A 13628-nucleotide genomic window follows, 5' to 3' on the forward strand; every position below is an offset into this window, starting at 1 on the left:
TGGTTACCATGAATGAAAAAATGCATATTGAACTCGAAGGAGTATGTCTTGAAGGGAAAATTATTCCCCCAAAGCTACTTGCCCTTCTTGCTCAAAGTTTTTTAGAAATAGATGGTCGATTTTTCTTACAATCACTTTCAGGGCGGTGTTTAAACGTATCAGATACCGACTTCCCAGACAAAACCGGATTTGAGTGCTTTGTCAACTCCATTCATATTGATGACTACGTGAAGTCCGACTATCTTATGCATGCTTTGTTATTCATAGAGGCGTGCTTTCAATCATGGAGATCTTTTAATAAAAACGATGGAAAATTAGTTGCAATCGTATCAAGCGATGAATATGGAGCTGTAGTTAAATTGCATCTTTTAAGAGCCGGGGAGTCATGGCTGGATAAAAATCTCGAAAAATACGAAGACGCTGTTTTTTACGCCGACTCCTCATTAGTTAAATTACATTGAGAGAGATTAAATTTTCAGAGTATTTTCTACGTACTGAGTCCGAACTGAACTAGGGAGTTTTCTCATTAAGGCTGCAAGGGGCATGTGCTCGACGTGTGCAAAAAAACTGATATCTGAGGTGAAAGCACTACAGCTTGAAGGATCAAGAGATAGCTAAGTCTAGTTGATATTTAGCTTGTTCGCGAAACAGCGCTATGAAAGTTTAATTGTTATTTAACGTTTAAAGTGAAAACTTTGTTAGAGAGCTCGATCGATTGGATGTCGCTGGGGAGATAACGATTGTACCTATTCGACAAACTTTCGCTGTGGATAACTAATCTTGCTAAACATAAAAGGACTGACATGAACAAATTTCTATTTGTTGTACTGATGGCGCTACTGATGAGCGGTTGCGCCAGCCAAAAGCTCACCCCGGAGCATCGGGCGCAGATCAAGACGGTAAAGGTTTTGCCTGTGAAGTGGGAATCCAAACAGATGAGTTACATGGGGCGCGAGCAGGCCTGGGGAGCTGCGTTGGGTGCGGGCCTGGGTGCTGGTATTGGAATAGCGAGCGGTGCGTCCCGCTTGGGTACCAGCGCATTATCCGGTGCTGGATTTGCGGTCGGACTGAAGACTGCCGACTTGGCATCGATGTCGACGGTAGAGGCTATCCTTTATGTCATGGAGACGGAAAAAATTGACTTGGGTGAGTTGTTGAAACAGAACTTCGTCACTGAGCTGAACAAGAACTCATCTCTCAAGGTAGTAGGTGATGACGAAGTGGCTGATGCGCAAATTCAACTCACGGTGGATCGCTGGGGATTTAGCCTGACGCAAGGTTTTAGCAGTGTGGTCTATCCGGTAATCAACGTGGTCGCCGTGATGAAGCGCGGCGACGAACAACTGTGGCAACAGGGTGATGGTGTTACGCCGTTCACTTCTGGTAACGACTACGGCTACACACCGTTGCAGTATCGTACAGAACCACATACCTTGCGCTTAGCATTGAAAGGCGTCACGGAAATAGTCAGTCAGCCACTGGCGGAAGGTTTGAAGTAAAAAGAGAGGCGGGTTTCTGTTTATTGAGACGATATTCATCAGTTACATAATTAAGCAGGCGAACATCTGTTGATTGAACGGCGCCCGAGAATCCTTTTTAACCGACTCAAAGTTACTTCATGAAAGCAATTACTCTGGCGCTCTCACCGAGAGTCTTCGCCGGCAAGCCGTGCTCCTAAAAGATGTGGTTTTCAGGCACAAAAAAATGGGCACCCAACCTGATTGGCGTGCCCATTTTTTGTTCCGCTCACCCGCTAAACGGGAAGTCGGTGCGTGTTACGGATTGACGCTGTCTTTCAACGACTTGCCTGGCTTGAAGGCAACGGTGTTGCTGGCCTTGATTTTCACGGGCTCACCGGTTTGCGGATTTTTGCCGGTGCGGGCACCACGGTGGCGTTGCAGGAAGGTACCGAAGCCCACCAGCGTGACGCTGTCTTTGCGGTGCAGGGCGCCGGTGATTTCTTCGAGAACGGCGTTGAGAACGCGGTTGGCCTGCTCTTTGGTGAGGTCTGCTTTTTCAGCAATTGCTGCGGCGAGTTCTGGTTTACGCATGTTAGTGAAGCCCCTTTGACGGTTTTTTGTTGTTATGTCCGTGCTGTTCTCGTTGGAACAGCGCCCAAAGCGCCGCAGGTGCTCTACTCTGCGGCAGACGGGAGTGAGGATGGCACGCACCGAAGAGCCGCGCCAGTCTCGGCGGGGCCTTTGTAGGGGCAAAACAGGGGTGATTCCGACAGAACGACCGGTATTTACGCCAGCAGGGCTGGAAGCTCTTTGTTCAAGGCCAGTTTTTCCATTACGGCAGCGCCTGTCAGGGCATAACCGAGCAGCTTTCCGCTGGCGTCACGGCATAAAACCTTGATGTCCGCACCCTGCCCTTCCACCGTCCAGACGCCTTCCAGGCCCCGTGGCGGCGGCGAAACCACCAGTGGGCAAACCGGCGTTTTCACGGTGATGGGCATCGGGCCATAGTTCACCGCCACAGGATTGCCGGCGAGGGTTTGCGCCAGCGCTCTCGCACAGCTCATGAGGGGCATGACGTACAACAGATTCAGCCCATCGACCTCGGCGCAATCGCCCAGGGCGTAGATGTTGGCGTGGGAGGTTTTCAGGTGACGGTCGACCACCACGCCGCGATTGACCTGCACGCCGGCCGCGGCGGCCAGGTCGATGCGTGGACGCAGGCCGATGGCCGACACCACCACATCGCACGGGATCACTTGGCCATCGGACAAATGCGCTTCCAGCCCACCGTCAACTCGCTGCAAGCGATTGAGCACCGGACCGAGGTGGAAGCGTGCACCGAGGCTTTCCAGTCCGGCCTGGACCGCTGCGGCGGCTGCCGGGTGCAGCAAGGTCGGCATGACCTGTTCGCACGGCGCCACCAGTTGCACCTCGTAGCCGCCGAGGATCAGGTCGTTGGCAAATTCACAGCCGATCAGGCCGGCGCCCAGCAGCAATACCCGGCGCTTGCCGGCCGCAGCGGCGCGAAAGCGTGCGTAGTCTTCCAGATCGTTGATCGGGAACACCGCATCCGCCGCGTCACCTTCGATCGGCACTCGCACGGTTTCCGCGCCCCACGCCAGGATCAGGTCGCGGTAGATCACCGCTTCCTCACCGATCCACAAACGCTTGTGGCCCGGATCGATGCCGCTGATCCGGGTGTGGGTGCGCACTTCGGCCTTCAACTGCTCGGCCATGGCACCGGGTTCGGCCATGCTCAGGCCGTCGGCGTCTTTGTTCTTGCCGAAGCCGGTGGAGAGCATCGGCTTGGAGTAGGAGCGACCGTCATCCGCGGTAATCAGCAGCAGCGGGGTTTCGCTATCGAGTTTGCGAAACTCCCGGGCCAGGTTGTAGCCAGCGAGCCCGGTACCGATGATCACGACAGGTGCGTTCATTCCTTACTCCTCTCAATGTCTTAGTTGATTTCAATCATTTCGAAATCCATCTTGCCCACGCCGCAGTCCGGGCACAGCCAGTCTTCGGGTACGTCCTGCCACAGGGTGCCAGGCGCAATGCCGTCATCCGGCCAGCCGTCGGCTTCGTTATAGATCAGGCCGCAGACCACACATTGCCACTTTTTCATTCAGGTACATCCTCAGGATTCAGGCTTTTACTGGCGCAAACGGTCGATGGATAAAGCGCTGCCGTCCGGCTCAGGGCGTTTTGTACTGACCGGGCCCGGCAGATGCAAGTCTGTTCGGCGCAACGGGTGGCCATATCACTCAAAATAATTAGCTGACATGGTAAGCTCGCCGCCTCATTTGCTGCCAATAATGACTCACTGTGCCGCACTCAAAAGCCCCCTCCGCGACCCCGCTCTGGCTTCCTCAAAGCCAACTGACGCCCCTCCCCGACACGTCTACCCTCGACTGGTTGTTCGACGAAGGTTCGCTGACGCGCCGGTTGATCCGTTTATCGAATGACGGTTTCAGCGTCACGCCGCTGTTCGAAGGCTGGCAACCGCTGCGCGCCGACGAATGTGCGGCGCTGGACCTGGCCGAAGGCAGCGAAGGCTGGGTGCGCGAGGTGTATTTGCGCGGTCACGGCGAAGCGTGGGTGTTTGCTCGCAGCGTGGCGGCCCGCAGCGCGTTGCAGGGCGATGGTTTGCACATGGATGAACTCGGCAGCCGCTCGCTGGGCGAGTTGCTGTTTTGCGATCAGGCGTTCAAGCGCCGGGCCATCGAGGTTTGTCACTATCCTCAAGCATGGCTGCCGTCAGAAAGCCGCAAACCTGAGCTGTGGGGACGTCGTTCGCGCTTCGACCGCGGCGCCTTGAGCGTGCTGGTAGCTGAAATTTTCCTGCCGACCCTGTGGAGCGCCACCCGCGCCCATCCGGAGAACTGCTGATGTACCAAAGCTTGCTGAAGTCCCTGAATCGCTTGAACCCACGGGCCTGGGATTTCATTCAGCTGACGCGCATGGACAAGCCGATCGGCATTTATCTGCTGCTGTGGCCAACGCTGTGGGCGCTGTGGATTGCCGGCAAAGGTTCGCCGTCCTTGGCCAACATCGTGATCTTCGTCCTTGGCGTGGTACTGACGCGGGCTGGTGGCTGCGTGATCAACGACTGGGCGGATCGCAACGTTGATGGTCACGTAAAACGCACCGAGCAACGGCCCTTGGTCAGCGGCAAGATCAGTTCCAAAGAAGCCCTGGCGTTTTTCGCCCTGCTGATGGGCATCAGTTTTCTGCTGGTGTTGTGCACCAACACCACCACCGTCTGGCTATCGTTCGGTGGTTTGGCATTGGCGTTCAGTTATCCGTTCATGAAGCGTTACACCTATTACCCGCAAGTGGTGCTGGGCGCGGCGTTTTCCTGGGGGATGCCGATGGCGTTCACTGCCGAGACCGGCGAGCTGCCCGCGGCGGCGTGGTTGCTGTGGATCGCCAACCTGTTGTGGACGGTGGGCTACGACACGTATTACGCGATGACTGATCGCGATGATGATTTGAAGATCGGCGTGAAATCGACAGCGATTCTGTTTGGCGAGGCAGACCGGGTGACCATCCTGACGCTGCAGGGGGTGGCGCTGGGTTGTCTGCTCTTGGCCGGGTCGAAATTCGAGCTCGGTGGCTGGTTCCACTTGGGGTTGATGGCGGCGGCGGGCTGTTTTGCGTGGGAGTTCTGGTACACCCGCGGCAAGGACCGGATGCGTTGCTTCAAGGCGTTTTTGCACAACCACTGGGCAGGGTTGGCGATTTTTGTGGGGATTGTGCTGGATTACGCGCTGCGCTGATGAGCACGCTTTGATGTAGCAGCTGCCGAAGGCGGCGTTCGGCTGCGCAGCAGTCGTAAATTCTGAATACGCGGTTCATCTGATACACCGCGTGAGCAGACTTTACGACTGCTGCGCAGCCGAACGCAGGCTGCGCCAGCTGCTACAGGCTTACATTTTCGGTCCGGAATTGGTGATGACGTGCCAGACGTCCTTCATCTTGTCGCCTTCCTTGTCACCCGGTTTCTTGTCCTTCATGAAGTAGTACAGCGGCTTGCCGTCGTAGGCCCATTGCATCGTGCCATCGTCACGCTTGACGATCGACCATTTGCCTTCGGCCTTGGCATTCGCATCCGCCTTGAATGGCGGCCAGTGGTCTGCACACTCGCCCGTGCACACCGATTTGCCGCCCGTGTCCTTGTCGAAGGTATACAGGGTCATGCCCTTGTGGTCCGCCATCACACCGTCTTTCATCATCACAGGGTCAGCCGCGAAGGCCATTGCTGGCAGCGCCAGGGCAGCGGCCAACAGCAGAGCTTTAAAGGAATGCGGGTATTGACTCATGGAAACCTTCCTTTTGTGGTTGTCAGGGTTCGGACTTAGAGCTTAGTTCAGGATCATGACAATCACAGGGCGACTAAAATACTGTCACACGACTGCAATAATTCCGTTATCTAATGCGGCGCAAGACAGTTAAATGACAAGAGGATTAAAGGCATGGTTGGCAGGAGCATTCTGATCGTCGACGACGAAGCGCCCATTCGCGAAATGATCGCCGTTGCGTTGGAAATGGCCGGCTATGACTGCCTGGAGGCTGAGAACTCGCAGCAGGCCCATGCCATTATCGTCGACCGCAAACCGGACCTGATCCTGCTCGACTGGATGCTGCCCGGCACGTCCGGTATCGAACTGGCCCGCCGTTTGAAGCGTGATGAACTGACCGGGGACATCCCGATCATCATGCTCACCGCCAAGGGCGAAGAGGACAACAAGATCCAGGGCCTGGAAGTGGGCGCCGATGATTACATCACCAAACCGTTTTCCCCACGTGAGCTGGTCGCGCGCCTGAAAGCCGTGTTGCGCCGTGCCGGTCCTACCGATGGCGAAGCGCCGATCGAAGTCGGCGGCCTGCTGCTGGACCCGATCAGCCACCGCGTGACCATCGACGGCAAACCGGCCGAAATGGGCCCGACTGAATATCGCTTGCTGCAATTCTTCATGACTCACCAGGAACGCGCCTATACCCGTGGCCAGTTGCTGGATCAGGTGTGGGGCGGCAACGTTTATGTCGAAGAACGCACTGTCGACGTGCACATCCGTCGCCTGCGCAAAGCCCTCGGCGATGCCTACGAGAATCTGGTACAAACCGTGCGCGGCACCGGTTACCGCTTTTCTACCAAAGCCTGACCCAGCCCGTTTCCGCCCGACAAGCTGACAAGGACGCGTGTTCAATTGAACCAAAACTGGCATGGCACCCTGATTCGCCACATGCTGTTGCTGGTGACCGGCTGTTTGGTGATCGGCCTGATTACCGGTTACTACGGCTGGAGCCTCGCCGCGGGCCTAGGCCTTTACCTGGCCTGGACCCTCAAGCAATTGCTGCGCCTGCACGAGTGGCTGCGGCTGCACAAACCCGATGAAGCGCCGCCCGACGGCTATGGCTTGTGGGGCGAAGTATTCGACAGCATCTACCACCTGCAACGCCGCGATCAACGCGTGCGCGGGCGCCTGCAAGCGGTGATCGACCGGGTCCAGGAATCCACCGCCGCGCTGAAAGACGCGGTGATCATGCTCGACACCGACGGCAACCTCGAATGGTGGAACCGCGCCGCCGAAACCTTGCTCGGCCTAAAGACGCCACAAGACAGCGGCCAGCCGGTGACCAACCTGGTTCGTCATCCGCGCTTCAAGGAATACTTCGAGCAGGACAACTACGCCGAGCCGCTGGAAATTCCCTCGCCAACCAACGACCGCGTGCGCATTCAGCTGTACATCACCCGCTACGGCAACAACGAGCACTTGATGCTGGTGCGCGACGTCACGCGCATCCATCAGCTGGAGCAGATGCGCAAAGACTTCATCGCCAACGTTTCCCATGAACTGCGCACGCCGCTGACGGTGATCTGCGGCTACCTGGAAACCCTGCTCGACAACGTCGAGGAAGTGAACCCGCGCTGGACCCGCGCCTTGCAGCAAATGCAACAGCAAGGCGGGCGCATGCAAACGTTGCTCAACGACTTGCTGCTGTTGGCCAAGCTGGAAGCCACCGATTACCCGTCGGACAATCAGCCGGTGGCCATCGACGGCCTGCTGCAATCGATCAAGGGCGACGCTCATCAATTGTCCGGTCAACGCAATCAGCACATTACGCTGGAGGCCGACCCGACGATTCTGCTCAAGGGCAGCGAAGCCGAATTGCGCAGCGCGTTCTCGAACCTGGTGTTCAACGCCGTGAAATACACCCCGGCCGAAGGCAACATCCGCATTCGCTGGTGGGGCGATGAGCAAGGTGCGCACCTGAGCGTGCAGGATTCCGGGATCGGCATCGACAGCAAACACTTGCCGCGCCTGACCGAACGTTTCTACCGCGTCGACTCCAGTCGCAATTCCAACACCGGTGGCACCGGGCTTGGGCTGGCGATTGTCAAACACGTGCTGCTGCGTCACCGGGCGCGGATGGAAATCAGCAGTGTGCCGGGCCACGGCAGTACATTTACCTGCCATTTTGCGCCGGCCCAAGTCACCAAATCCCTGGTCATCAGCACCACTGACTGATACCGACCGGCACTCGCCACTAGGCAATCGTCAAGTCAGCCGCTACATTGGCTGACTTGTGCCTGCCTTTCAGGTGCACTTTTTTCTTTCCCTTCGAATACACGGAACCCGCAAAACTCCATCATGGACCCTTCCCCTGGCTTGACCCTCGCAACACTATTCGCCGACTTCGGCATGATTCTTTTTGCTTTGATCCTGGTGTTGCTCAACGGATTTTTCGTTGCGGCGGAATTTGCCATGGTCAAACTGCGCTCGACCCGGGTCGAGGCCATCGCTGATAAAAACGGCTGGCGCGGACACATCCTGCGCACCGTGCACAGTCAGCTCGATGCTTACCTGTCGGCGTGCCAATTGGGTATCACCCTCGCCTCCCTCGGTCTCGGCTGGGTCGGTGAACCGGCGTTCGCGCACATCCTGGAGCCGCTGCTTGAAGCCGTCGGCGTGCAGTCGGCCGAAGTGATCAAGGGCGTGTCGTTCTTCGCTGCGTTCTTCGTCATTTCGTACCTGCACATCGTGGTCGGCGAATTGGCCCCGAAATCCTGGGCCATCCGCAAACCCGAGTTGCTGTCGCTCTGGACGGCAGTGCCGCTGTACCTGTTCTACTGGGCGATGTACCCGGCGATATACCTGCTCAACGCCAGCGCCAACACGATCCTGCGGATCGCCGGCCAAGGTGAACCCGGCCCTCATCACGAGCACCATTACAGCCGTGAAGAACTGAAACTGATCCTGCACTCCAGCCGTGGCCAGGACCCGAGCGACCAAGGCATGCGTGTTTTGGCGTCCGCCGTGGAGATGGGTGAACTGGAAGTGGTCGACTGGGCCAACTCCCGGGAAGACCTGGTGACGCTGGAGTTCAACGCGCCGCTCAAGGAAATCCTCGCGATGTTCCGTCGCCACAAATTCAGCCGCTACCCGGTGTACGACAGCGACCGCCAGGAGTTCGTCGGCCTGCTGCACATCAAGGACCTGCTGCTGGAACTGGCGGCCCTGGACCACATTCCCGAGTCGTTCAACCTGGCCGAACTGACCCGTCCGCTGGAACGCATCTCGCGGCACATGCCGCTGTCGCAGTTGCTGGAGCAGTTCCGCAAGGGCGGCTCGCACTTCGCGCTGGTGGAGGAAGCCGACGGCAACATCATCGGCTACCTGACCATGGAAGACGTGCTGGAAGTGCTGGTCGGCGACATTCAGGACGAACACCGCAAGGCGGAACGCGGCATCCTCGCCTATCAGCCGGGCAAGTTGCTGGTGCGGGGCGATACACCGCTGTTCAAGGTTGAACGGCTGTTGGGGATCGACCTGGATCACATCGAAGCCGAAACCCTTGCCGGGCTGGTCTATGAAACCCTGAAACGGGTGCCGGAAGAGGAAGAAGTGCTGGAAGTGGAAGGTTTGCGGATCATCATCAAGAAGATGAAAGGGCCGAAGATCATCCTGGCCAAGGTGTTGATGCTGGATTGATCAGGAGATGGCGGGCTTTTGTGGTGAGGGGATTTATCCCCGTTGGACGACGAAGTCGTCCCAAAGCCCTTCAGTAAAGCGGGGTCGCTTCGCAACCCAACGGGGATAAATCCCCTCGCCACAGTTAAATCCCCTGGCCACAATGGATCGCCATCACCTTTACTGCTTGCCCAACGCAAAGTTGGGCAATGCCCCCACCGGTTGATTGAACTGGTACGGAATCGACACCAGCCCCAACCCGGTATTGCGCTGCACCACGAAGTGCAGGTGCGGTCCGCTGCTGTTCCCGGTATTGCCCGACAGCGCCAATGGACTGCCCACCACCACCCGCTGGCCTTCCCGAACGCCCACGGAGCCTCGCTTGAGGTGCAAATACACGCCCATGGTCCCGTCGTCGTGCAGTACCCGCACAAAGTTGCCCGACGGATCAGTGCCGCGCCCGGTCTGGGCATTCTCGGTTTTCACCACCACCCCGGCACGCGCGGCGATGATCGGCGTGCCTTCGGGCATGGCGATGTCCAACGCGTAGCGGTTCTTGGGCCCGAAGTGGCTGTACTGACCGTTGGCGCCCTGACTCAACCGGAACGGACCACCACGCCACGGAAACGGGTATTGATAGGCCATGGCAGCGCCTGAGGGGTCGCCCAGGGAGTATTCGAACTTTGGAACATACGCGAGCGGGCGTTCGGGCTGCGTGGCCGTGAGCAGCGCCAGACGAATACTGCTGCGGGCCGGCATCACCCGGCGAATCGGTCGGCTTGGCGCCCCACTGACGTTGTCCAGCCCGGCGAAACTCAACTCGATTTCTACTGGCGCATACAGGTCATTGCGGACGTAGACGCTGTCCACGCCTTTCTTTTTCGTGATGACGAGGTACACCTGGCGCTCAAGGTGCTCGACCATGCGATCGCGAAAAGTGAACACCTGGGAGCCCTTCGTGGGGCGGTCGCTGTAGGAGACCACGCCATTGGCGTCGGTGGACTTGTAGATCGTCATGGCTACCGCCGCGGTGGAGGCCATGAAAAGACCGCAGAAAAACAGCAAGCGCGCGAGCATGGGCAAATAATCTGTCGAGGAGGTCTGCATAGGAGCCTAGCAGCTGCAATGGACCCGGGGAGTCGGCAGATGTTTCAAGCAAGATCAAAAGATCGCAGCCTTCGGCAGCTCCTACAGGGGAATGCGATCTCCTGTAGGAGCTGCCGCAGGCTGCGATCTTTCAGCAACGACGCTTACGCGCCTGGAATGAAATGCTTCTGCGCCGTACCACGCGCAATCAGGCGGGAGATGTAGTCGAGCTTCTGCGCGTCCTGATCGACAAAGCGGAAGGTCAGTTGCAGCCAGTCGCTGTCGGGTTTCGGTTCGTGGGCGACGACGGCGTGGAGGTAGCCGTTGAGGCGCGCGACTTCGGCGTTTTCGCCCTGCTCCAGGTCGAGTACGGCGCTGTCGAGCACTTGCGGCAAGGTATCGGTGCGTTTCACGACCAACAGCGCTTCCTTGAGGCTCAAGGCCTTGATGACGCACTGCTGAATGCCGCTCGGCAGGCGCAACTGGCCTTGGCCACGACCACTGGATACCGCAGCGCTGGCGGGGGCTTTAACCGGTGGGCTGTTGAGCAGACCGCGAGACGGTGCAGCCGCCGGGGCCGGAGCAGATGCAGAAGGCGCTGTTGGCGCGACCACGGTCGTCTTGCCACCGGTCAATGCGTTCAGCGAGTCGTTAGCGAACGCCGAGTTCATCTTGACCGGCGCGCCGCTCATCAAGGCGTCGAGCTTGCCGACCTTGTTCAACGCTTGCTTGACCTTGGTCAGCAGCTGCTCGTTGGTGAATGGCTTGCTGACGTAGCCGGAAACCCCGGCCTGAATGGCCTGGACGACGTTTTCCTTGTCGCCACGGCTGGTCACCATCACGAAGGGCATGGCCTTGAGATTGTCTTGCTGGCGGCACCAGGTCAGCAGTTCCAGGCCAGACATTTCCGGCATTTCCCAGTCGCACAGGACCAGGTCGAACGCTTCCTTGGCGAGCATGGCCTGAGCCTTTCTGCCGTTGATGGCATCTTCGGTCCGGATCCCCGGGAAGTAATTGCGCAGGCACTTCTTCACCAGGTCACGAATAAACGCCGCATCGTCCACCACCAACACACTGATCTTGCTCATCCACCACCCCTCGAAAAAATCCCGGCAAGCATACCGTCTTGCTGATGGCACATTGCCAAAAACCTTCAGTCACGCCGGGACTTTTCGTTCGCGGGTGCTGCTTCTAACGTCGAACACCACACACAAAAACGCCCGGCCAAAGGACCGGGCGTTTTTCTTGGGCAATCTTACTTATCGTCAGCGTTGCCCGGAACATTAGCGTTTTCGGCACTTGTGCCTTCAACTTCTTCTTTCATGCGCTTGAGGCCCAGGTGACGCACGTCGGTGCCTCGCACCAGGTAAATCACCAGTTCCGAGATGTTGCGCGCGTGATCGCCGATCCGCTCCAGCGAACGCAGCACCCAAATGATGCTCAAGACCCGCGAGATAGAGCGTGGGTCTTCCATCATGTAGGTCGCCAGCTCACGCAGGGCGGTCTTGTATTCGCGGTCGATGATTTTGTCGTACTGGGCGACCGACAACGCCAGGTCGGCATCGAAACGGGCAAAGGCGTCCAGTGCATCACGCACCATGTTGCGCACCTGGTCACCGATGTGGCGAACCTCGACGTAACCGCGCGGGGCTTCGCCTTCTTCGCACAGCTGGATGGCGCGACGGGCAATCTTGGTGGATTCGTCGCCGATGCGCTCCAGGTCGATCACCGATTTGGAGATGCTGATGATCAGACGCAAGTCGGACGCCGCCGGCTGACGACGGGCCAGAATGCGCAGGCATTCTTCGTCGATGTTGCGTTCCATCTGGTTGATCTGGTCGTCGATATCACGCACCTGCTGGGCCAGGCCGGAGTCGGCCTCGATCAGCGCGGTGACCGCATCGTTGACCTGCTTCTCGACCAGCCCGCCCATGGCCAGGAGGTGGCTGCGCACTTCCTCCAGTTCGGCGTTGAATTGCGCGGAAATGTGGTGGGTAAGGCCTTCTTTACTAATCATGCGATTGCTCCGCAAAAGCTGTAAGCCGCAAGCTACAAGCTGCAAGCCAATTTGTGTCGTTACGCTGAACCGCCTTAACTTGCCGCTTGAAGCTTGCGGCTCGCAGCTGCCTCAACTAGCCATAGCGCCCCGTGATGTAGTCTTCGGTCTGCTTCTTCGCCGGATTGGTGAACAGGGTGTCGGTGTCGCCGAATTCCACCAGTTTTCCCATGTACATGAACGCCGTGTAGTCGGAAACCCGCGCGGCCTGTTGCATGTTGTGGGTCACGATGACGATGGTGAACTTCGATTTCAGTTCGTAGATCAGCTCTTCGACTTTCAGCGTCGAGATCGGGTCGAGTGCAGAGCAGGGTTCGTCGAGCAACAGCACTTCCGGTTCCACGGCGATGGTACGCGCGATCACCAGGCGTTGCTGCTGGCCACCGGACAGGCCGAGTGCCGACTCGTGCAGACGGTCTTTGACTTCGTCCCACAGCGCCGCGCCTTTCAACGCCCATTCGACGGCTTCGTCGAGGATGCGCTTCTTGTTGATGCCCTGGATGCGCAGGCCGTAAACCACGTTTTCGTAGATGGTTTTCGGGAACGGGTTCGGCTTCTGGAACACCATGCCGACGCGACGACGCAGCTCAGCCACGTCTTCGCCCTTGCGGTAGATGTTGTTGCCGTACAGGTTGATTTCGCCTTCTACGCGACAGCCGTCGACCAGGTCGTTCATGCGGTTGAAGGTCCGCAGCAGCGTGGACTTGCCACAGCCGGACGGACCGATGAAGGCCGTCACGCGCTGTTTCGGGATGTTCATGCTGACGTCGTACAGCGCTTGTTTCTCGCCGTAGAACAGGCTCAGGCCCGGCACTTCAATGGCCACGGTTTCCTGCGCCAGGTTCAGGCTCTGTTTGTCGCGGCCCAAGGCCGACATGTTGATGCCGTGGGTATGTGTTTCGTGCTGCATGGGAGGCTCCCTGTGCTAACAAATTCGGTTCGGAATGCCCTTTGGCAATTCCCTTCAATATTCCGGTAAACGCCGATCAATGTGGGAGCGGGCTTGCTCGCGAAGAGGCCATCACATTCAACATCAATGTTGCCTGACCCACC

At 58.0% G+C, this 13628-nt stretch carries 15 protein-coding genes; 7 read left to right on the forward strand and 8 right to left on the reverse strand.

The features are described 5' to 3' along the window. Positions 1-8 precede the first annotated feature (8 nt). Complete coding sequence (locus tag ACA052_RS28490; RefSeq protein WP_497647770.1) at positions 9-461, forward strand: PM0498 family protein; 453 nt, start codon at positions 9-11, stop codon at positions 459-461. A 342-nt stretch (positions 462-803) separates the two neighbouring features. Then, the gene (locus ACA052_RS28495) at positions 804-1499 is read left to right on the forward strand and encodes a hypothetical protein (protein ID WP_497647771.1); all 696 of its coding nucleotides are present in this window, start codon (positions 804-806) and stop codon (positions 1497-1499) included. Positions 1500-1775: 276 nt separating this feature from the next. On the opposite strand, the gene ACA052_RS28500 is transcribed toward ACA052_RS28495, so the two are convergent. The 3 genes from ACA052_RS28500 to ACA052_RS28510 all read right to left on the reverse strand — a co-directional run bounded on the left by ACA052_RS28500 (position 1776) and on the right by ACA052_RS28510 (position 3582). After that, positions 1776-2051, reverse strand: a complete 276-nt coding sequence (locus ACA052_RS28500; protein ID WP_003213368.1) for an HU family DNA-binding protein — start codon at positions 2049-2051, stop codon at positions 1776-1778. Positions 2052-2245: 194 nt separating this feature from the next. Beyond that, positions 2246-3394 carry an NAD(P)/FAD-dependent oxidoreductase gene (locus tag ACA052_RS28505; RefSeq protein WP_497647772.1) on the reverse strand — a complete coding sequence of 383 codons (1149 nt, stop codon included), beginning with the start codon at positions 3392-3394 and terminating at the stop codon, positions 2246-2248. Between the two features lie 20 nt (positions 3395-3414). Further along, positions 3415-3582, reverse strand: coding sequence for a rubredoxin (locus ACA052_RS28510; protein WP_007954349.1), 168 nt, complete (start codon positions 3580-3582; stop codon positions 3415-3417). Positions 3583-3782: 200 nt separating this feature from the next. Here ACA052_RS28510 and ACA052_RS28515 point away from each other — a divergent pair, with 200 nt between their 5' ends. Then, positions 3783-4346, forward strand: coding sequence for a chorismate--pyruvate lyase family protein (locus tag ACA052_RS28515; RefSeq protein ID WP_497647773.1), 564 nt, complete (start codon positions 3783-3785; stop codon positions 4344-4346). Then, positions 4346-5236, forward strand: a complete 891-nt coding sequence (gene ubiA, locus ACA052_RS28520) for a 4-hydroxybenzoate octaprenyltransferase (RefSeq protein ID WP_497647774.1) — start codon at positions 4346-4348, stop codon at positions 5234-5236. Before ACA052_RS28515 ends, ubiA begins: the two co-directional genes overlap by 1 nt. Before the next feature lie 150 nt (positions 5237-5386). Here the strand turns inward: ubiA and ACA052_RS28525 are convergent, their stop codons facing one another. Next, a complete protein-coding gene (locus tag ACA052_RS28525; RefSeq protein WP_497647775.1) occupies positions 5387-5779 on the reverse strand; it encodes a COG4315 family predicted lipoprotein in 393 nt (130 codons plus the stop codon). A 153-nt stretch (positions 5780-5932) separates the two neighbouring features. On the opposite strand from ACA052_RS28525, the gene phoB reads away from it, so the two are divergent. The 3 genes from phoB to ACA052_RS28540 all read left to right on the forward strand — a co-directional run bounded on the left by phoB (position 5933) and on the right by ACA052_RS28540 (position 9454). Continuing rightward, on the forward strand, positions 5933-6622 hold the full coding sequence (gene phoB / locus ACA052_RS28530) for a phosphate regulon transcriptional regulator PhoB (protein WP_007896474.1): 690 nt from the start codon (positions 5933-5935) through the stop codon (positions 6620-6622). Positions 6623-6667: 45 nt separating this feature from the next. Beyond that, the gene (gene phoR / locus ACA052_RS28535) at positions 6668-7990 is read left to right on the forward strand and encodes a phosphate regulon sensor histidine kinase PhoR (RefSeq protein ID WP_497647776.1); all 1323 of its coding nucleotides are present in this window, start codon (positions 6668-6670) and stop codon (positions 7988-7990) included. Positions 7991-8113: 123 nt separating this feature from the next. Further along, on the forward strand, positions 8114-9454 hold the full coding sequence (locus ACA052_RS28540) for a hemolysin family protein (protein WP_497647777.1): 1341 nt from the start codon (positions 8114-8116) through the stop codon (positions 9452-9454). Positions 9455-9613: 159 nt separating this feature from the next. On the opposite strand, the gene ACA052_RS28545 is transcribed toward ACA052_RS28540, so the two are convergent. The 4 genes from ACA052_RS28545 to pstB all read right to left on the reverse strand — a co-directional run bounded on the left by ACA052_RS28545 (position 9614) and on the right by pstB (position 13485). After that, positions 9614-10510 carry a peptidoglycan DD-metalloendopeptidase family protein gene (locus tag ACA052_RS28545; RefSeq protein WP_497647778.1) on the reverse strand — a complete coding sequence of 299 codons (897 nt, stop codon included), beginning with the start codon at positions 10508-10510 and terminating at the stop codon, positions 9614-9616. A gap of 173 nt (positions 10511-10683) precedes the next feature. Next, positions 10684-11607: a response regulator gene (locus tag ACA052_RS28550; protein ID WP_497647779.1), complete on the reverse strand. Its 924-nt coding sequence runs from the start codon at positions 11605-11607 to the stop codon at positions 10684-10686. Positions 11608-11774: 167 nt separating this feature from the next. Beyond that, complete coding sequence (gene phoU, locus ACA052_RS28555; protein WP_497647780.1) at positions 11775-12536, reverse strand: phosphate signaling complex protein PhoU; 762 nt, start codon at positions 12534-12536, stop codon at positions 11775-11777. Positions 12537-12651: 115 nt separating this feature from the next. Continuing rightward, entirely contained in the window at positions 12652-13485 is an 834-nt protein-coding gene (gene pstB, locus ACA052_RS28560) for a phosphate ABC transporter ATP-binding protein PstB (protein ID WP_497647781.1), read from the reverse strand. Positions 13486-13628: the final 143 nt, after the last annotated feature.

It is taken from the genome of Pseudomonas sp. LBUM1644 (assembly GCF_059716195.1).

Bases quoted from the DNA above. Each gene is read 5' to 3' on its own strand.
- ACA052_RS28490 (WP_497647770.1), top strand. From the start codon at position 9: ATGAATGAAAAAATGCATATTGAACTCGAAGGAGTATGTCTTGAAGGG.
- ACA052_RS28495 (WP_497647771.1), top strand. From the start codon at position 804: ATGAACAAATTTCTATTTGTTGTACTGATGGCGCTACTGATGAGCGGT.
- ACA052_RS28500 (WP_003213368.1), bottom strand. From the start codon at position 2,051: ATGCGTAAACCAGAACTCGCCGCAGCAATTGCTGAAAAAGCAGACCTC.
- ACA052_RS28505 (WP_497647772.1), bottom strand. From the start codon at position 3,394: ATGAACGCACCTGTCGTGATCATCGGTACCGGGCTCGCTGGCTACAAC.
- ACA052_RS28510 (WP_007954349.1), bottom strand. From the start codon at position 3,582: ATGAAAAAGTGGCAATGTGTGGTCTGCGGCCTGATCTATAACGAAGCC.
- ubiA (WP_497647774.1), top strand. From the start codon at position 4,346: ATGTACCAAAGCTTGCTGAAGTCCCTGAATCGCTTGAACCCACGGGCC.
- ACA052_RS28525 (WP_497647775.1), bottom strand. From the start codon at position 5,779: ATGAGTCAATACCCGCATTCCTTTAAAGCTCTGCTGTTGGCCGCTGCC.
- phoB (WP_007896474.1), top strand. From the start codon at position 5,933: ATGGTTGGCAGGAGCATTCTGATCGTCGACGACGAAGCGCCCATTCGC.
- ACA052_RS28540 (WP_497647777.1), top strand. From the start codon at position 8,114: ATGGACCCTTCCCCTGGCTTGACCCTCGCAACACTATTCGCCGACTTC.
- ACA052_RS28545 (WP_497647778.1), bottom strand. From the start codon at position 10,510: ATGCTCGCGCGCTTGCTGTTTTTCTGCGGTCTTTTCATGGCCTCCACC.
- ACA052_RS28550 (WP_497647779.1), bottom strand. From the start codon at position 11,607: ATGAGCAAGATCAGTGTGTTGGTGGTGGACGATGCGGCGTTTATTCGT.
- phoU (WP_497647780.1), bottom strand. From the start codon at position 12,536: ATGATTAGTAAAGAAGGCCTTACCCACCACATTTCCGCGCAATTCAAC.
- pstB (WP_497647781.1), bottom strand. From the start codon at position 13,485: ATGCAGCACGAAACACATACCCACGGCATCAACATGTCGGCCTTGGGC.